Raw genomic sequence first — 18,191 nt, forward strand, 5'->3', positions numbered from 1 at the left:
ATGCGTGGCGGAAGATGCCGATGTGCTGAAAATGTAAAAAACGAGTTAGTTTTATTAACATTTTGTAAAAATGGATTCAATAATTGAGGCGGGGGTTGTCATGAAAAATCCAATAACGAAAAAACGTTTTCTGATGAGTGCACTTCTTTTGTTTTCCGTTACTAGCATGTTGTCTGCTTGCGGCGATACAGCCGGCTCGAATAAAAGCGACAACGAAGAGGTGAAAAATAACAGCAAGGAGAAAGTAGAGATCGTTTGGGTGATGGCGGCGGACCCGGACAAAAAGGCATGGCAGGACGCGACGGTTTCCACCTTCGAAGCAAGCCATCCGAATGTGAAAGTCCGGCTTGAGAACATTCCATACGATCAATTCGATCAAAAACTGACTACCCTGATTGCCAGCGGCAATGCACCGGACGTTTGGAATCCGAACCAGGCAGACAGCGGATTCGCTACGTATATGAAGATGGGCGCATTGAAGGACCTTACTCCTTATATCGAGAAAGGAGCTCCCGAGCTCGATACGATGGACCCAAGCCTGCTAGATATTTATAAAATCAACGGTAAAAATTACGGCATCCCGCTCGTGAGCAACGCAACATATCTTTACTACAACAAGGACTTATTCGACGCGGCCGGCCTTCCTTATCCGACGACGGACTGGGACGACCAGTCTTGGAATTTCGATGCGATGCTCGAAACCGCGCAGAAGCTGTCCCATGACGTAGGAGACGCTCGCAAGCAGGTTTTCGGCTACTCTAGCGCATTAAGCGCAAACGCAATGACATGGCTATTCGGAGGAGATTTGTTCAAGCCCGAGGCTTATACGTCCGGCGTTATGGGAGAGCCTGATCTAATGAAGCCCGTTAACATCGAAGCGCTGCAGTTCAATGCGGATTTAATCAATAAATACAAAGTCTCGCCGAATGCGGAGACGGTAGCCGCATCCGCACAGCTCGGGGACCCCTTCCTTACAGGCAAAGTTGGAATGTACATTTCCGGCGGCTGGGGACTCGGCTCCTACAAGCAAGCGGATTTCAAATGGGGTGTTGCGGCTGTTCCTTATCATGAGGGTCGCAAGGTAACGCTTTACGTTGATCCTTGGAGCATCTCGGCGACTAGCAAGCATCCCGACGAGGCATGGGAATTTGTTCGGCATTTGGCAAATCCAGCTGAGGGCGGCGGCGCCTACCGTTACATGAACGATGTGGGGAGAACGCCTGCGGACGCGAGCCTATTCAAGCTTTGGTATGACAAAATGGGTGCGGAAATCGGCATGGATCCCGAGGCGTTCAAGCAGGTTCACGAAGGTTCGATCAAGTATGGACGCGAAGCGGAAAACCATTTGATCGTAAAATTCAATACGGTTCTCGAAACGATGAACCAGTCGCTCTATCAGGTATGGGGAGGCAAGAAGAGCGTAGCCGACGGCTTGAAAGTGTTGAACGATAACCTCCTTTCACTGAATTTGGATCATTAGCAGCCAGAGCTTTAAGTAAATTACTGCCAGGCGGACGTTCTGCAAAAGACGGCGTCCGCCTGGCCCAACGGAGGTAGCCCATGAGAAAGCTTTCGCTGGCCATGAAGCGCGAGGAACGGTCGTTTTGGTTTTTCATAGCCCCTTGGTTTATCGGTTTTATTTGCTTCACCGGGGGACCGATTCTCGTCTCGCTGCTGCTCAGCTTCACCGAATACAATGTCATCTCGTCCCCGACATTTGCAGGCACAAGCAATTACAGCCTGTTGTTTGGAGACCGGCTGTTTTACAAGTCGCTGTCCGTAACGCTTTATTACAGCATGTTGGCCGTACCGTTTACGATTGTGACATCTTTGATTATCGCGGTTCTGCTTAATAGTAGAATCAAAGGACAATCGCTCCTCCGTACGCTGTATTACGCGCCCAGCATCATATCCGGCGTTGCCGTTTCCTTTTTGTGGTCATGGCTGCTTAATCCGCAGTTCGGTGTCGTGAATTCCGTCCTTTACGATTGGTTTGGCATTCAAGGGCCAGGATGGTTTACCAGTCCGGGCACAGTAGTACCATCCATGGTACTCATGCAATTGACCGCATCGGGCAGCACGATGGTCATCTTTCTTGCCGCGCTGCAGTCGCTGCCGGCAGATCTGTTTGAAGCGGCATCCTTGGAAGGCGCGAGCGGCTTTGCGAAGTTCCGTAAAATTACGGTCCCGCTTATTTCTCCCGTCATTCTTTTCAACACCATTATCAGCATGATCGGATCGCTGCAAATCTTTACGGAAGCCTACGTTATCACAAAGGGAGGCCCGGACTGGAACTCTTATTTCTACGTGTATTATTTATTCGACACGGCGTTCAAGCAGTTCCGGATGGGGTATGCCTCCGCCCAGGCATGGATACTATTCTTGCTTATATTCGCGCTAACTCTCGTTTCGCTATGGGGCTCCAAAAAATTCGTCCACTATGAATATGACCCAAAGTAAAGGAGGTGCCTTTATTATGAAGCGAAAAAAACCATACAATCACGGGGATCTGCGTCTAGTAGACAAAACGATCATCTACATCCTTCTATACGGCGGCGTTCTATTGTTCGCATTTCCGCTGTTTTGGATGCTCTCCACTTCGCTTAAGACGATCGGCGAAATTCATCGCATCCCGATGACGTGGATTCCGACCCATTTGCAGTGGATCAACTATAAGCAAATTTTCATCGATGCCCCTTTAGGGCGCTTTCTTTGGAACTCGGTGTGGTACTCAGCCGTGACGGTAGCTGCGGTCGTATTCTCCTCCTCGATGGCTGCATTCGCATTTGCGCGATTGCGGGCGCGCGGCCGCGCGCTGTTATTCGGGCTTGTCCTCAGTACGATGATGATTCCGTCCCAAGTAACCTTGATCCCGCAATATTTGCTTTTTACAAAGCTGCACTGGACAGGCACATATTTACCGCTCGTGATCCCGGCCTTTACGGCAAGCTCCTTTACAATCTTCCTGATGCGACAGTTTTATTTGGGCATTACGAAGGAATTGGATGAAGCCGTCAAAATCGACGGGGGAAGCCATTTCACGATGTATTTCCGTATCCTCATTCCGCTCTCCATGCCGGCCTTTGCGACTGCGGCTATTTTGGAGCTCATATCGAGATGGAATGATTTGTTCGGACCGCTCATTTATTTGAACGATATGACAAAGTATCCGATTTCGCTCGGGTTGGCCAATTTTACAGCAGCGTTTGGCGCAACACCATGGAACCTGTTGATGGCGGCTTCGCTGATCGCGATTTTGCCGCTGCTGCTCATTTTCTTCTTCGCTCAAAAGTATTTTATTCAAGGAATCGTTGTATCCGGCTCCAAAGGTTAACTTTATCTAGTATTCATCATGCAATTATCGGAGGTATCACATGAAGTTCGACTTTCATACCCACCATGAGCGCTGCGGTCACGCGGTCGGTTCGGTCAGGGATTATATCGAGGCAGCAATAGGACAGGGGCTGGATATGATCGGCATCTCGGATCATACGCCATTTTTCGCGTCGGCCGAAGATCGTCCTTCCTTAACTGGGAGCATGGCAAAAAGCGATTTCCCAACTTATATTAAAGAAGTTCTAGATCTAAAGAGAGAATACCACGGCAAAATAGAGGTTCTGCTCGGCATCGAGGCCGATTTTTTGCCTGAACATCTAGATTTGTACCGCTCGGTAATCGCAGCTCATCCTTTTGATTACGTCATCGGCTCCGTTCATGAATTCGCAGGCATTGGCATATACGATTCAGAGCATTGGGAAGGCTTGACCGCAGCACGCAAATTGGAAGTGAAAAATTTATTCTATGACTATATCGCCCAGTCCGCGAAATGCGGATTATATGATATTTTGGGCCATGTGGATTCTTTGAACCGCTACTTCTACGGCTATCCAGAGCTGCGTACAGAGGCTGCCGACGTCACGCTGAAAGCAATTGCCGCTAGTGATGTAGCGATCGAAATCAATTCTTCCGACAACAATTGGGTGCCGGATGGAAATTTTCTAGAACGCGCGCTCCATTATGGGGTTAAGGTAACCTTCGGCTCCGATGCACACGAGCCCGAACGCGTTGGCGAGTATTTCGCTGCCATTGGCAGCCATTTATACGAAATCGGCTATCGGGAATGGGCCATATTCCGCAAGCGCGAACGGTTGATGGTTCCGATCGGTCGGTGAGCGCCGCGGAAAACCCATGGGCTATTGACTATACCGTCATCTTGATCCGGCTGGGTCTAGCTGTATTTCTTGGCGGTCTCATCGGCTTCGAACGGGAGCAGCATAACCATCCGGCAGGGCTTCGCACGCATATTTTGGTTTGTCTCGGCTCCACGATGATCATGCTGCTGTCTATTTACGGCTTCGCCGATTTCGCCCGCGAGCCCAACGTGCGGATTGATCCGGCCCGGTTGGCAACGGCCGTCATTACAGGCATCGGCTTTCTCGGCGCGGGCACGATTCTGTTCACAGGCAAGTCGATTACCGGACTGACGACAGCGGCCTCCTTATGGGTGGTCGCGGCCATCGGGCTGCAGATCGGCGCTGGGTTTTATTTCGGAGCGGTGGCCGGAACGTTTCTCGTGTTCATTACATTATGGGTTTTCAATAAAATGGAGCACCGTTTTCTGAAAAGCAAGAAGGTCAGAAAGCTAACGATCCAAGCGGAGAGTGAAGAGGAGCTGCTGGACATTGTTACTAATAAGCTAGCCAGCCGATCGATCGTGACGCAAAAAATAACGCTGCAGCGTATACGACCGTCGCCAGAAGCACCGCTATGTATGGAAGTGCAGCTTGACATCGTCGTTCCAAGATCGATGGAGCCGAAGGAAATGGTAGCTGAAATGAAACAAATCGGCGGTGTCGTCGCTGTCAGTATCGAATAGCATGCATAGTAAAGCCATTTAGGCGTCTGTGAAGAAATAGAATCACATTATATATGAAAAAATATCCATGTATTGGAAAATAAAAAGGGTTGATGCGTTTATTAATACATCAACCTTTTTTTTGCTTGGCATATTCAGAAAAATAGCACTTAACCACTTTCCACCTTAGGCACAATCCATCTTCTATATTTTCAGCCGCAGAACGAAAAAGGTGCGGTTTTGGCACCAATCTCATATAACGGAAGTACATATCTGCCCGTACGTGCGATTTCTAAGGCGCTTGGCGTTGCAATAGAATATGATAATAAAACCAATACGATTTTTCTCGGTGAAAAAGGTGTAGGCGTCTCGATTGCTGATGGTTTTGACAACAGCTTTCGGACTAAGGATCCCGAATTAACGAGTTACAATGGCAAAGACTATAAAGATGTTTTCTTCAATAATGCCGACGGCAACCGTTCAAGCGGATTTATACTTTATCCTAAGGGAAAATATCAAAAATTGTACCTTCAAGTAGCAGCAGTGGGCAAAGATATCGAGGAATTCTTCGTCCAAGATAATGAGACCGATGCTAAGCTTGAAATCGATACTATAGATGTGGCAGAAGGACTGAAAACGTTCGAAATAGACATTAGCGGCGTTGAAACTCTGTTTATCCACTCAGAACTCAAGGAAGGCGGGAGTATATTTATCCCATTGACCACCTCCTACTATAAATAAGCAACCGCACTTCAATTTAGGGCGGGGCTTTGTTACGAACTTTAATCAATAAAGTCAAAGAGCCCCACTTAATCCCATTAGCTCAATACCATTTATAACCTACGCCTCATCTTAAGGCTCACGCAGCTTGTGCGGGAGTATAGGGGAAATCCCCCCTCTTGTTTCTCCATATATGTGGAACAGTGATATGCTAAGATATTATCTGCTCAGGGAATCAGCGATTAGCGCTTATAGGGATGACTAAAAGCTGTCGAGGAGCTCTTGACAGCTTTTGGTGTTTGGATGAGGGCAAGAAATATGACTCCTTCATCTTTCCGCCGCTTTTAGAGGCATAAGATTTCCGTTCATGGCAGCACCCTATTATGGGGTCTCGTAGTTTTTTAACGGCATACCTACATATTCGCGGAAGGAGCGGATCCGCTCTGCCTCGAACTCGAAGACGACCGCAAGCTCATTGCGATAAGGCCGCCCATTCAACGAACCTTCTGCGCGAAATACCACCATCCCGTTGTCCTCATTCTCAAGCAAGATGAGCGGAGTCAGCTGCACCTGCAATACTGAGCGCTCGAACCTGATCAATTCCTCGAACCGCTCTTTGCCTTGCTGCTCGTGATTCCACCCCTTTAGCGGGAGCGGAACGAAGAAATGAAAACCTTCCGTAACCTTGTTAAGAAAATCGACTGTATGCCCTGTTTCGAAAGCCCGCCTAAAAGCATCGAACACTTCGCAAGTTCGGGATGGGACTGTGCCTACGGATTTCTCCATGAAAGAATCCTCCTCATTATGGTTTATTGGTCGCTCCTATATTGCCTTTTCATTAAGTCGTTTGTCTCTACTTTTCTAACTTTGGTGTTTGAAAGAGAAGCCAAATCGGTTTCAGGCTTAAAGAATTACTGTCTAATTGATGAGACGCCATGAAAAAGGACTCTTGCTTTCCATTGGTTAGCGCGATAGGACCTTTAGCTGGCTCGATATCGTTCCAAGGTGTATGGCTTCGTGAATCAGAGCGAAGTTGAACAACTCGCCGGCGGTGTTGAATTGGAACGGTCCCAAGGCATACGGTGTCGAAAGCTTCTCGCCCAGCATTTCAGGTGTCAGCTCAGATAGGCTGGAAAGCTGCACCGTTAATATCTCGACCAACTCTTCCTTCGATGGAGGAGCGAACGTCCAGTCCAAGGGCTTTGTTCCAGAGTTAAACAGCGTATCATACGAGTCCGGTATAGCCGACGGGGAGCCGAAGCTTAGGGTAGAATACTTATCCATCCAATAAATCATATGGCCGACATTCCAACGGATGGTATTGTTGAAGCCTTCCGGTTGCTTGTCGAAATATCCCTCCGTAACTCCCTGAAGCTTACCAATCACAATCTGATGCAGTACTTTACCGGTGTTAATAATCGATTGTGTCATAATCAAATGCCTCCTGATTTGGTTTGTGTCATGTGGTTCGCTTTCTTAACCCAAGTTTACCTCCTCATTCATAACGCAACTGATTTCCACCTTTTGTAATGAGAAGCGCTTGATATGTTCCTAGTATAGGTCCCATGGAACTTTCCATCAATGCAGTCGGCATTACCGGAACGTTAAGTATAAGTTAACGAATATTCATTGACAGATAAAGAAGATGGAGTAACAATAAACATTGCATTGAACATGCATTCAGCGACGTAATTGAAAGCAGGTGTGAGCTATGGAGTTAAAACAACTACAGTATTTTATGGCGATTTGTGAAGAGCTTCACTTCACGAGAGCAGCCGAAAAGATGGGCGTCAGCGCACCTAACATCAGCCAGCAGATAAGGAGATTGGAAGAAGAATTAGGGGTTCTGTTGTTCGATCGTGTGGGGAAAAAAATTGTCCTTACAGAAGCCGGAGCGATTCTTCACGAACATGGTGCTGCCGTGTTCATGCATCTGCAGCAAGCGAGCGACGCCATTGCTGACCTGAAGCAGATGCAAGGCGGATCGCTATCCATCGGCGTCTTGCCCGGTGACGCGGATCTCATGTTTAATGCCTTGCTACTGAACTTCCATCAGACCTATCCCACCATCTCGCTGTCTCTTCTGGAAACCATGAAAGTAACAGAACAAGTTCTGGACCGAAGCATCGATGTCGGCGTAACCATTGGACCTGTTATCGATGAACGACTCACGTCAATTCCCCTGTTTCACGAGGAGTTCTCATTGGCGGTAAGTATGAATGATCCTCTTGCCACGGAGAGCTTCATCCCATTGAACAGGCTGCATGCCTTGAAGATAGTCATGTTCCCACCCGACCATCAATGCCGCAAGCTGATCGACCGCTTTTGCATGGACAACGGGTTTACTCTACAGCCGCATATGGTGACGACAACGTTATCCTCCCTCCTCCAGATGGTACAGAGCGGAGTTGGCGCCTGTGTTCTGCCGCGATTGCTACTGGATAATCTTCACAATACAGACATCAAAGTCGTGCACCTGAGGAATCCTACGCCTTCTCAGGACATTTGTCTGATCTACCGCAGCGACAGATATGTCGGATACGCCATGCGCACGTTCATCAAGACTTTGAGAGCCTACATCGAGACCGCTATCAATCATGCAAAGTCTTCATAGATAGGGTAGTACCAGTAAAGCTGATATTATCTAAACGAGCGTGTGAAAACCCCTTATGAGGTAGTAGATGCTTGCACACCTATCAAATGATGAATCTGTATTATTTGAACTTTTTAATAAAATTTTTTTGGTCCTTTGTAAACATATAGCCACGTCGTTCGTAGAACCTGTGAGCATCTATTCGACTTGGGTGGGATAAGAGTTTAATTCCAGAAAATCCACTGCTCTTTCCCCACTGTTCAAGACGCTCAATCAACATGCTACCTACACTCTGATTTCTATACTTTTCTTTAACAACAAATCCTAGGACGTTTACTAATGAGTCAGAAAATAGTAATTCATATGGGCTCCCATGAATATATCCGATTACCTCGTTGTTTTGTTCATATACAAAGATGATATCTTTTGTTTTCTTTATAATGTTTTCAATCTTCTCTTTTACCTTTTCTTCAGAAAATAAGTATAGATTTGGGTTAAAGTCTCGGTTTAACAAATAAATATCATGATAATCAGTTACCCTAATTTCCCTAACATTGTTTCCTTTCATTTTTGAACGCCTCAATTCGCTATATCATCACGAACACCTGAAATAAATGTTTGCCTTCTTTGCATTTTTTGTCAATACACTACACTTGCACTATTCTGCCCGTATGCTCAACGAGGCTGCCGTTTCATGCCGGCAGCCTCGTCCTGGTTTTGCTAAGCTATAGTTCCCGTAACTTCTTCACAAAAATAGGTTATCTTATGAAGTCATCTTACTGTTCGCATATGCAGCCGCCCCGATCATACCAGCTTTTCCACCTAATTTCGCTTGTTCTATTTTACACGCATGGGAAGAAAGCTTTAAAGCATGATTTCCAACAGTATCACGTACTGAATTTAGCAAGCGATCACCAGCTGCCGACATTCCACCACCAACTATAATTACTTCTGGATTCAATAGGTTGATTACATTCGAAAGACCAAATCCAAGAAGCTTCCCTGTTTCATGCATTACCTCTATTGCGAGTGAATCTCCCAGATCGTATGCCTCTGAAATCATATGGGCAGTAATAGCTGCCCGATCATCTCCCACCCATTGCAATATGATACTTGGCCGACCTTCCTCAAGCTTGTCTGTTAAGGTTTTGATCATTCCTATAGCAGAGACATATCTCCCTAGACAGCCTGAGCTTCCACAACGACAAGGACGACCTTCCCGGTACATATTCATATGCCCAATCTCGCCCGCGCTAGATGTTGTACCGTAGAACACTTTTCCATCATTTACAATACCCGATCCCAAACCGGTACCTAACGTGATCAATACCAAGTTTTTGTAACCGGCGCCTGCACCAAACAGCCATTCACCATACATATTTACCCGCACATCATTGTCGATAAAAACTGGAAAGTCAAAATAACTTCTCATTTGATTCACAACATAAATGTTTTCCCAATCTGGAAAGTTTGGTGAAAATATTGATAGGCCTTCATCTGGATTTAGTAAACCAGGGATTCCCATACCCATGCACTTAATAGAAGTTTGATTAATTCCTTCGAACGACATCATCTCTTGAACAATTTCTTTAATTCTGAATAACACATGAGTAGGTCCTTTTGCTGCTTCCGTGGGGTCACTTCTTTCGTGAATTGTTTGAAAATCCGTGCTAAAAATCGCGGACTTAATGTTTGTTCCACCAAGGTCAATTCCAATAACATATTTACTCATAACTTATCTCCGCTCTCATATATTTTCAAATATTTTTAAATTACTTGATTATTTGAGCACATCGAATTTTACTTCCCGTTAGCTTAATAAAATGAGCATGCTACCGTAGCGCCTGCTCACCCATATGTATTATTCAACTATCGTTACCGGTTAGCTTACTTCGGGCACATCACAGGCAAGTGCTATTTCATTCAAATAGCCATTTTATTTCTGTTGATCCGATGTCTTTTTCAGCTATCACAGGTAATTTTCTCGCGTCACCTAACTTTTCGATCCGCAATTGATAGGGTTTAAGCATCTCTTTCCAATTGTTAGAAGGCGGCGAATTTGAAGCAGCATGTCTGAGATAATCAGTAACGATTTGTTTTAATTGCTCATTGCTTATTTGACTCGGGTCATATTCAATTCCAACTTTATATAATTTCTCTTTGGAGTCGGAAGCGAACCCAGTTAAAACGATGCCAGATTGTTTATCAATTTGTTTTATACTTTCGGACAACCTTTGCCCGACTTCAGGAAAAGTATCCTTACTGCCTCCTCCTTGGCATCCCGCAATAATTGTAACGGACGCAATCATAACCAAGAATATAAATAGATGTAAAGTACGTAGCAAACTTAACCTCACCTTTTCTTCATAATTGTTTGATGTTTATAAGACGAAAAGTGGTAAAGGAAGTTGCGCTAAACTCCCCGTTAGCCCAACGAGGCTGCCGTTCTATGCCGGAAGCCTCGTGATTGTTAAGCTATAGTTCCCCGTTAGTTCAATCATTCCAGTTTCCAAGTTAGAGCATTTAGGTATCACAATCGAATTTTCTCGTAAGAATTAATTCTAGCCAATTTTCTAAAGTTTCTTTAATCTCAAAGCGACTTTTTGACTGCTTTTCCTTCAAAGTTTCCCAGGTATCATTTACGACAACCAGTTTGTACTCTCCATCGACTCTAGAATCTGGGTACCACCCTAAATCGATAATTAGTCTTTCTTGCCCATTTTGGGGCACAATCCATTTTCCATTCACTATCTCCATTTTAATGATTTGCAACAGATCCTCGGTGAAATAGTGCCAATTCTTAATAAAGCCATCCCCATCTTCAACAGGTACCGGCTCAACATCATAAAATTTGTTATAGCAAACAGCAAAGCCTTCGGGAATACGAAGTTCAATTAATTTCATTTTTCAAGCCTCCGCCTTGAGCAATGTGACAACTCAACATATATACGAGAAAGCACGGTAGAACCCTTTCAACATGATCATTGACGTAAACTGCCCATTAACGTAATGAAGCTGCCTTATTATGCTGGCAGCTTCATATTGTGATTTAATTATGCTCTCGTATCAGTTGATAGAATAAGGCACATTACCAATAGCGCTATCCTTCGACCTGCGTTGTTCCAACATCTATGCGCCATGCAAATCTTCCCGTGCATTCACAATTCTGAAGCTATCACCCGTATCTTCCATTTCGTACAGTTTGCACCTCGATTCAGGCATTTTGAACGGCTGATGGAGGATTAGCATCCAAGTTCCTTCAAATGTTCGGAAAAGCATCCCGTGACCACTGTCTTCTTTCACTAAAGGGGGGAGTTGTTCCCAAGGACCCTCCAATTTTCCGGTTTTTGAACGCGCGATTGTTTGCACATAACTGCCCGACTGATAGCTCGACCAAAGCATGATCAGACAATCGCCCGAAGTTCGGTACAATTGGCAACCGTCCGTTACGTAAACATGAATGTTGTCGTCGGGCAGTACATCTTCGTTTTGCCAAGGTGCTTCTGAAGCATTGAACAGACGAATCGAATCTCCGACCGCTTCGGTTAAATCATCCTTTAATCGAACGCCTTCGATCGTGCCGTCAATCGTCTGGATCCATTCATGACAAAAAACCATCCACGGGGATCCGTCTTCTTCCACATATAATGTCCCGTCTAGCGTCATCATCGTTTCCGGCAGAACATGTGCATCCTCTTTCAACAACCTGAACGGTCCTTCCGGCGACTCGCTGACGGCTATGACGGTACCTCTCCAATGCTTAGAAAACCCATTTACGGGCTCACCTTCTAGTCGCCTGTCATTATTGTGCAACGTGACGAACAGGTAGTAGCGCCCATTATACTCGTGGACCTCAGGCGCCCAAGCTCCATGCTGCGGATGGGCCCACACCCCGTCAGGGACGGTGAATACGACATATGGCCCTTCCCACTCGGATAAATTCGTGCTTTTGTAAGTGATGACACCGTAACGTTCCATTCCGTTCAACCTAGGCGCCCCTCCGGTATACAAGTAATATACTCCGGTACGGCTGTCGGCTAATACGAACGGGTCGTGTGCGGGAATATCGACCAGACGGTGCCCCTTTTGCGGTTTATTTACATCGCAGGCGGCATTATAAACAGGCAACCGGACTCAACTCCTTTATATGGTTCCTCTCCCACATTTCCTTTACCAACGCTTTGCCGGAATCCTTTTTCTCCTTCTTCATTTTTTAAAACCATGGCTTTGCTCAAAGAAAGCAATTTCGGATTTTGTATTTAATATATTCTCTTCACAATTTGGATTCCCTTCCATAATAGTGACCTTGTAACCAGTTAAACTGCCCGTTAGCTTAATGACAAATCGTCGGTTTAAGTCTTTAGTTTCTCAGGGGTTGAAATGACCGAATTATTTACATATTCCTTGCAAAAACTAATGTCATTAGTTAAACTAAAACTAACGACATTAGTTTTTTGTGAGGGGGAACAAAGTTGGTCATATTTCAATCTATCGTGCTATTAATCTTATTTTTAATTGAGTTAACCGCTCTCTATTCATTAGGATATTGGGGTTTCCATTTAAATCGAGGTTGGGTCGTTAGATTCGCGCTGGGAATTGGAGCACCACTTGTCATTGCGGTGTTCTGGGGACTCTTCGTAGCACCCAAAGCAACCTACCCCGTTACCATTCCCGTTCGCCACCTGCTTCAGATGGCGGTTTTCACGTTGGCTAGTATAGCACTTTACGCATCTGGACAGAAAACAATAGCAGTCGGTTTTTTCGTTGTTGCATTGGTTGTTGTCTTATTGGTCTATTTAATGAAATTATGAAATACGCCCGCATTCACATCCTCGTATAATCTGATAAGTCCTCTAAAACAACTTAACTCAGCACTGTAAAAGTGCTGAGTTAAGGGAATTCATATTGGCTGCTTACTGAGCAGATCCGAATTGAACCCAAGCCTTCTGGATTTCGTCGATCGCTTGGTCCTTCGTTTTGCTGCCTCCGATGTAAGCCTGCATCAACTCACCGAACTTTTGGTGGAACGTATCTAGGGAGTAGTTAACCGACAGGTCGCCGGATTTTTCTGTTTTCAAAATCTCTTCCATTTGCTTCGGCATGTCCAGCTCAGGAAGTGGAGCATCTTTAATTGGCGGAATAACCTTCGCTACACTGGAGAACCAGTTTTTACCGTACTCCGAAGTGTAGAGCCAGTTGAAGAACGCGATCGTTTCTTTTGCCACTTTGGAATCCTTGTTAATGCGAAGCGCTTGGTCTGCGCCTGTAACAAGCAGCGTTTGCTCTGCTTTTTCACTTACTGGGTAACCTACGATTCCAAGCTCGAAGTCAGGTGTTATTTTTTTGATTGCTTCCTCATCCCATGCGCCTTTGCCCGTCATGAATGCAGCTTTGCCGGAAGCGAAGTCACTTACCTCTGCGTTGCTGTCGCGCTCAAGCGGCTTGTTTGTGCCATGTTTTACAGTTGTGTCAATAAAGCTGAAGAAGTTGTCATTTAATAGAGGATGATCCTTGAACGTTGTCTCGCCTGCAATAAATTGATTAACCAATTCCTTAGGCGCAATGCCCGCATCCTCAGCAGCCGCATTTACGAAGTTTTGGAAAATATGCTTCCATACCCACCACTCTTTATACGCATTAGCGAATGGCGTGATGCCTTTGGCTTCAAGCTTCACAATCGCTTCTTCCATTTGGGACGTCGTTTTTGGCACTTCTGTAATGCCTGCATCCGCAAGCAGCTTCTTGTTGTAGACCATGTTCATCAAATTTCCTTTGACCGGGAAGCCAAGCACCTTGCCGTCTTTGGAGCTCATGTTAATTTTAACGGCATCGGTCATTGCAGCCGCGAGCGGCTCGTTAGTCAAATCCGCGCTATATTCAGCGAAAGTATCGATATCTCCGCCCGCTGTCGTTTGGAAAACATCCGGCGTGCTGCCAGCGGCAATCTTCGATTTCAAGACTGTGTTATAGTCCGCTTGCATAATTTCAAGATTGATCGTTACGTTTGGTTTAACCTTTTTGTATTCCGCGATATATGCATTGAATGCTTCTGTGTATTCTGGAGAGGCCGTAAACATATTGATGGTGACAGGTTTGTCGGATGCCTCCGTCTCGCCTCCGGTATTCGCGCCCCCGTTGCTGCCTGTATTGTTCTTGTCGCTGCCGCAAGCGGCTAGTATTCCGATAATCAGCACTAGGCTGACGGACAGAGCCAGAAATCTTTTGAACATGGTAAAGCCCCCATTTCCCTCATTGATTGTGGTCTACGCTGCCTATTCTAAAGAAAAAGAAACAGGATAAGAATGCACATAAGTGAATAGTTAAGGGTAAAAAAGTGTTATGCTGCCGGCCGTTCACTTTTTATCCTTCCGCATTCGAGGCCCGGTATTCCGTAGGCGATACCGAATAATAATTGCGGAACGCTTTGCTGAAATAGTTTTTGTCCTTGTATCCCAGCATCTCGGAAATATCCTGAATTTTCAGGTTTGAATCGCCCAGCAGCTCCTTCGCCTTGTCCATTCGAACCTTCTGCACATACTCATGAATGCCGAAGCCGAACTGCTGCTTAAAGAGCTTCATTAAGTATTCTCTGCTCAAAAAATATTTGTCCGAGAACATCGAAATTTTGATTTCCTCAAAATAGTGATTATCGATGTACGCTTTAATATCTCCTACATCAAAGGGCTGATTCGTCATTTGCGATTTTCTAATTTGCTCGCTGTAATAATCTAAAATATCGATGAGCAGCCGTTCAAACTGCTCTACCGAGGCATAATCGGTCGATATCCCAATCTCGCGCAGCGCATGATCGCCGCTAAGCGGCAGAACCTCAGGCACAACTCCCAGCTCAAGCGCCATATCGTTCAGCAAAATGACAAACTCATGCCTCGCCCGGTCCGCTTCCCCGATGCTGAAACGCTCGGATGATCGCCACTTTTTGACGTATTCGCTCAATATCGATTTGGCATTATGTATATTGCCAGACTCTAGGGCGCTGCGAATCATAAGAATTCGGCTGGTCAGTGATTGATTATCCTTGGGAGCAGCAGCCTTGTCTGAGCCGCTTGTCACGATAGCACCCTTTAGCTTCAAGAGATCGACACCGTTTATAGCTGCCTTCGCTGCTTCATAGGAAGAAGCGATTTGCATCGCATCCGCGCTAGAATGTCCTATGCCTGCCGCAACAACAATGCCGAACAGCTCCTTTAAGGTTGCAGTTACCTTATTCATTTGATGCATGGAGCGATAGGCGATATCCTCGGGATATCCGCCCTTCATCGTAAGAATGGCAATAAGCTCCCGCTCCTGCTTCGGACTGGCAAAACTGAACGCCGCAAAATGGTCACTCGTAATTTCATTCATCACATTTGCCACCGCAAAGTGCAGCAGGTCGGTATCCTCATGAAACCTGCTTTTTCTAATCTGTTCCAAATTCAGCACCCGCAGTACAACCGCCGTGAAGCGATTGCTGCTATCGTCGGCGCCTATTAGCGGCAGGAAGGCCTCGTTGGTCTGGCTTTTGAAGCTGCGCTCGATAATGGAGATGTAAACTTTCTCCTTCAAGCGCGGCAATGACATATTGAGCGTAATGTTGCGATTGATAAATTCGCTGTCCTTCTTCCGCTTGGCATCCAGGACATCAATCGCTTTGCGGAGTGATTGATTCAGATCATGCCGATTGACCGGCTTCAGCAAATAATCGACAACCTTGGAGCGAATGGCCTGGCGCGTATATTCAAAATCATTGTAGCCGCTGATGACGATCGTCAGCAGATCGGGGTACTGGCGCTCAATAATCTGCAGCAATTCCGCACCGTTCAGTTCCGGCATCTTCATATCAACCATCGCCAAATCGATTTTGTGCTCAGCGAGCATAGCAAGCCCCATTTTGCCATCGGTCGCCTCTAATACCTCGGTAACGCCGAGTCCCTTCCAATCGCCTAGTATACGAATCGCTTCGCGCAGCGGCTCTTCATCATCAATAATAAGCACTCTATACATGGCTGACACCTCCCCGCGGTAATAACATCTCCATCTCCGTGCCTGTCTTATCCGTCCGAATAAGGAGCTCCGCCTCTTCCCCGTACAGAAGCTTGAGACGCGTGTTCAGGTTGACAAGCCCAATGCTCTCGTCCTTGCTTTCCCGATCCTCCCAATCGCTTTGGAACGATTTTCTTACCTGCTCCAAGCGATCAGGCGTAAAGCCCGGCCCATTATCCTTTACGGATATGGCGGTATGTGAATCCGTTAGCCTCGCGCGAATGTCGATCGTAATCGTGCTGGATACCTTCTCCAGTGCATGCTTTATCGAGTTTTCCACCAGCGTCTGAATCGACAGCTTCGGAATTTCCAGCTCCTTCAACGAATCTTCCCATTCATACGTCACCTGAAGCCTGCTGCCGAAGCGCGCTTTTTGCAGCGACATGTAATTTTCGATATGCTTCAGCTCCTCGCGTGCCTGCACGATATCCTTCCCGCTGATGCAGTAACGCAGCGTCAGCGCGAGCGCATCCACCATGTCCGCAATATCGTAACGCTCGTTTTTGAGTGCTTTCGTTGAAATAGCCTGCAGGGCGTTATATAAGAAATGAGGATTGATTTCCGCCTCCAGCGCCTTCAAGATCGCGTTTTTCTGGGCCAGCTTCATTTTGTACCGCTCATTAATCAGATCATTGGTCCGTCTAACCATCTGATTGAAATGGCGCGACAAATACGCAATCTCGTCCCTTCCCCTTACCTCCGCTTCCGCGTCAAAAACCCCCGTACTGAAGCGATTCATTTGATAAGACAGCTTCTGCAGCGGCTTCGTGATCGCATTGGAGAAATAGGTAACGATGATGATGGACAGCAACAGGAAGAGGAAGCCGATCGAAAAGCTGATATTCCGCGTCGTTGTCGCAGCCTCATAAATTTGACTATATGGTATCGGCTTCACGAGCTTCCAGCCCTCTTGCTCCCCAACGTCGTAAACGACAAGATACTTCTGCTCGCCCTCCGACCATGTCAGCTGGCCATTTGGCTGACTCGTCAGCTTGTCCGATAACGCCGCTGCGCTCGCACGCTCGTAGAAGCCACTATCATCGGTGTAAAAAGGCTCGTTATCCGGGCTAAGAAACATTAAATGCTGGCCCTCGTTGAAAGGAATATCCTTCAGAATTTCATCTCTTACCGATGAATCAAAGTAAAACGACAGCACCGCCTGAGGCTGCCTGGATACAATCGAGCGCAGCACTCTATGATACGCCATAAAGCTGTTTTCAGACGCTATCGGATAACCCGGATCGGACTGCGGCTCCACAAACGACTGGTAGGAACGATTATTGGGGCTCGCCATCGCCTTCTCGTACCAGGGCAGCTTGCGGATGGCAGGATCGGTGCCCGTTCTTACTGTAATATTGTAGTTTTCCTGCGTAATCGAATAATATTTGTTTTCCTTTATGACATATAAATAGATGGCCTCAAGATCGTCGCGGGAGTAATAAAGCCCGCGCATATAGTTCTCCAAATACATCTTCGACGCATAATCCTCTGATTCGTGCATGATCGCATACGTAATTTCGTCGTAACGAATTTGAGGCAGCGACAGCTGCTCCATCCCCTTTAAATAATCCTCCATATTCTGGTTGACGAGCAGCAGATTGTTCGATGTGCTTTCGATGCTGTTTGTCACCGACTCCTTCTGCAGCATCTGATATGAAATAAAAGTCAGCGACCCGACAACAAGTATAATTATGGTCGTGAAAAGCAAAATAAGCTTGTTCACAAGCCTTCTCGACATTCGCTCCAAGATGGCCATTACGGCCTTAAACACTTTATTAATAATGATATTCCTCATCCCTTCGGGCCGATATTCCGTTCACCTTTTTACCCCTAACTGATTTGTTAAATCCATTTTTGCAGAGAGTCGGCTGTTTTATAATACACTCTATAACCGATGCCGATTACCTGAAAACAAGTATAGTCTAAGCTTCACTAGTATGCTCTACTTCTATTTTTACCGCAAAACGAGCCCTGCCATAATAT

Annotated in this window: 18 protein-coding genes; 8 read left to right on the forward strand and 10 right to left on the reverse strand. The window is 46.1% G+C overall.

Annotation, left to right across the window (positions count from 1 at the left end; all coding sequences use genetic code 11):
- The first annotated feature begins 100 nt into the window (after positions 1–100).
- From HI950_RS31580 to HI950_RS31605, 6 genes are all read left to right on the forward strand, one after another.
- Positions 101–1,480 (forward strand): ABC transporter substrate-binding protein, encoded by a 1,380-nt coding sequence (locus HI950_RS31580; protein ID WP_169090503.1) that lies wholly within the window; start codon positions 101–103, stop codon positions 1,478–1,480.
- 80 nt (positions 1,481–1,560) lie between these two features.
- Positions 1,561–2,460, forward strand: coding sequence for a carbohydrate ABC transporter permease (locus HI950_RS31585; protein ID WP_169090501.1), 900 nt, complete (start codon positions 1,561–1,563; stop codon positions 2,458–2,460).
- Between the two features lie 16 nt (positions 2,461–2,476).
- Entirely contained in the window at positions 2,477–3,334 is an 858-nt protein-coding gene (locus HI950_RS31590) for a carbohydrate ABC transporter permease (RefSeq protein WP_169090499.1), read from the forward strand.
- A gap of 40 nt (positions 3,335–3,374) precedes the next feature.
- On the forward strand, positions 3,375–4,172 hold the full coding sequence (locus tag HI950_RS31595; RefSeq protein ID WP_169090497.1) for a histidinol-phosphatase: 798 nt from the start codon (positions 3,375–3,377) through the stop codon (positions 4,170–4,172).
- Positions 4,121–4,876 carry an MgtC/SapB family protein gene (locus HI950_RS31600; protein WP_169090495.1) on the forward strand — a complete coding sequence of 252 codons (756 nt, stop codon included), beginning with the start codon at positions 4,121–4,123 and terminating at the stop codon, positions 4,874–4,876. Before HI950_RS31595 ends, HI950_RS31600 begins: the two co-directional genes overlap by 52 nt.
- Before the next feature lie 219 nt (positions 4,877–5,095).
- Complete coding sequence (locus HI950_RS31605) at positions 5,096–5,596, forward strand: stalk domain-containing protein (RefSeq protein WP_191297177.1); 501 nt, start codon at positions 5,096–5,098, stop codon at positions 5,594–5,596.
- A 360-nt stretch (positions 5,597–5,956) separates the two neighbouring features.
- Here the strand turns inward: HI950_RS31605 and HI950_RS31610 are convergent, their stop codons facing one another.
- Together HI950_RS31610 and HI950_RS31615 are read right to left on the reverse strand one after the other, a co-directional pair.
- Positions 5,957–6,361 (reverse strand): nuclear transport factor 2 family protein, encoded by a 405-nt coding sequence (locus HI950_RS31610; protein ID WP_169090492.1) that lies wholly within the window; start codon positions 6,359–6,361, stop codon positions 5,957–5,959.
- Between the two features lie 177 nt (positions 6,362–6,538).
- Positions 6,539–7,006 carry a DinB family protein gene (locus tag HI950_RS31615; protein ID WP_169090490.1) on the reverse strand — a complete coding sequence of 156 codons (468 nt, stop codon included), beginning with the start codon at positions 7,004–7,006 and terminating at the stop codon, positions 6,539–6,541.
- Positions 7,007–7,286: 280 nt separating this feature from the next.
- Here HI950_RS31615 and HI950_RS31620 point away from each other — a divergent pair, with 280 nt between their 5' ends.
- The gene (locus tag HI950_RS31620; protein WP_169090488.1) at positions 7,287–8,189 is read left to right on the forward strand and encodes a LysR family transcriptional regulator; all 903 of its coding nucleotides are present in this window, start codon (positions 7,287–7,289) and stop codon (positions 8,187–8,189) included.
- A 100-nt stretch (positions 8,190–8,289) separates the two neighbouring features.
- Here HI950_RS31620 and HI950_RS31625 read toward each other — a convergent pair whose 3' ends face one another.
- From HI950_RS31625 to HI950_RS31645, 5 genes are all read right to left on the reverse strand, one after another.
- A complete protein-coding gene (locus tag HI950_RS31625; RefSeq protein WP_169090486.1) occupies positions 8,290–8,736 on the reverse strand; it encodes a GNAT family N-acetyltransferase in 447 nt (148 codons plus the stop codon).
- A gap of 195 nt (positions 8,737–8,931) precedes the next feature.
- Positions 8,932–9,900, reverse strand: coding sequence for an ROK family protein (locus HI950_RS31630; protein ID WP_169090484.1), 969 nt, complete (start codon positions 9,898–9,900; stop codon positions 8,932–8,934).
- A gap of 187 nt (positions 9,901–10,087) precedes the next feature.
- Entirely contained in the window at positions 10,088–10,513 is a 426-nt protein-coding gene (locus tag HI950_RS31635; RefSeq protein ID WP_169090482.1) for a hypothetical protein, read from the reverse strand.
- Between the two features lie 178 nt (positions 10,514–10,691).
- Positions 10,692–11,072 carry a hypothetical protein gene (locus HI950_RS31640; protein WP_169090480.1) on the reverse strand — a complete coding sequence of 127 codons (381 nt, stop codon included), beginning with the start codon at positions 11,070–11,072 and terminating at the stop codon, positions 10,692–10,694.
- A gap of 225 nt (positions 11,073–11,297) precedes the next feature.
- Complete coding sequence (locus HI950_RS31645) at positions 11,298–12,296, reverse strand: glycoside hydrolase family 43 protein (protein WP_169090478.1); 999 nt, start codon at positions 12,294–12,296, stop codon at positions 11,298–11,300.
- A gap of 344 nt (positions 12,297–12,640) precedes the next feature.
- On the opposite strand from HI950_RS31645, the gene HI950_RS31650 reads away from it, so the two are divergent.
- Positions 12,641–12,979, forward strand: coding sequence for a YrdB family protein (locus HI950_RS31650; protein WP_169090476.1), 339 nt, complete (start codon positions 12,641–12,643; stop codon positions 12,977–12,979).
- 102 nt (positions 12,980–13,081) lie between these two features.
- Here HI950_RS31650 and HI950_RS31655 read toward each other — a convergent pair whose 3' ends face one another.
- From HI950_RS31655 to HI950_RS31665, 3 genes are all read right to left on the reverse strand, one after another.
- Positions 13,082–14,398, reverse strand: a complete 1,317-nt coding sequence (locus HI950_RS31655) for an ABC transporter substrate-binding protein (RefSeq protein WP_169090474.1) — start codon at positions 14,396–14,398, stop codon at positions 13,082–13,084.
- 130 nt (positions 14,399–14,528) lie between these two features.
- Positions 14,529–16,169, reverse strand: a complete 1,641-nt coding sequence (locus tag HI950_RS31660) for a response regulator (protein ID WP_169090472.1) — start codon at positions 16,167–16,169, stop codon at positions 14,529–14,531.
- Complete coding sequence (locus HI950_RS31665) at positions 16,162–18,003, reverse strand: cache domain-containing sensor histidine kinase (RefSeq protein ID WP_169090470.1); 1,842 nt, start codon at positions 18,001–18,003, stop codon at positions 16,162–16,164. Before HI950_RS31665 ends, HI950_RS31660 begins: the two co-directional genes overlap by 8 nt.
- Between the last annotated feature and the right edge of the window lie 188 nt (positions 18,004–18,191).

This window comes from Paenibacillus sp. PL91 (genome assembly GCF_012935325.2).
GTDB lineage: Bacteria > Bacillota > Bacilli > Paenibacillales > Paenibacillaceae > Pristimantibacillus.

Coding starts and splice junctions, on each gene's coding strand:
- HI950_RS31580 (WP_169090503.1), top strand. CDS start 101: ATGAAAAATCCAATAACGAAAAAACGTTTTCTGATGAGTGCACTTCTT.
- HI950_RS31585 (WP_169090501.1), top strand. CDS start 1,561: ATGAGAAAGCTTTCGCTGGCCATGAAGCGCGAGGAACGGTCGTTTTGG.
- HI950_RS31590 (WP_169090499.1), top strand. CDS start 2,477: ATGAAGCGAAAAAAACCATACAATCACGGGGATCTGCGTCTAGTAGAC.
- HI950_RS31595 (WP_169090497.1), top strand. CDS start 3,375: ATGAAGTTCGACTTTCATACCCACCATGAGCGCTGCGGTCACGCGGTC.
- HI950_RS31600 (WP_169090495.1), top strand. CDS start 4,121: ATGGGCCATATTCCGCAAGCGCGAACGGTTGATGGTTCCGATCGGTCG.
- HI950_RS31610 (WP_169090492.1), bottom strand. CDS start 6,361: ATGGAGAAATCCGTAGGCACAGTCCCATCCCGAACTTGCGAAGTGTTC.
- HI950_RS31615 (WP_169090490.1), bottom strand. CDS start 7,006: ATGACACAATCGATTATTAACACCGGTAAAGTACTGCATCAGATTGTG.
- HI950_RS31620 (WP_169090488.1), top strand. CDS start 7,287: ATGGAGTTAAAACAACTACAGTATTTTATGGCGATTTGTGAAGAGCTT.
- HI950_RS31625 (WP_169090486.1), bottom strand. CDS start 8,736: ATGAAAGGAAACAATGTTAGGGAAATTAGGGTAACTGATTATCATGAT.
- HI950_RS31630 (WP_169090484.1), bottom strand. CDS start 9,900: ATGAGTAAATATGTTATTGGAATTGACCTTGGTGGAACAAACATTAAG.
- HI950_RS31640 (WP_169090480.1), bottom strand. CDS start 11,072: ATGAAATTAATTGAACTTCGTATTCCCGAAGGCTTTGCTGTTTGCTAT.
- HI950_RS31655 (WP_169090474.1), bottom strand. CDS start 14,398: ATGTTCAAAAGATTTCTGGCTCTGTCCGTCAGCCTAGTGCTGATTATC.
- HI950_RS31660 (WP_169090472.1), bottom strand. CDS start 16,169: ATGTATAGAGTGCTTATTATTGATGATGAAGAGCCGCTGCGCGAAGCG.
- HI950_RS31665 (WP_169090470.1), bottom strand. CDS start 18,003: ATGAGGAATATCATTATTAATAAAGTGTTTAAGGCCGTAATGGCCATC.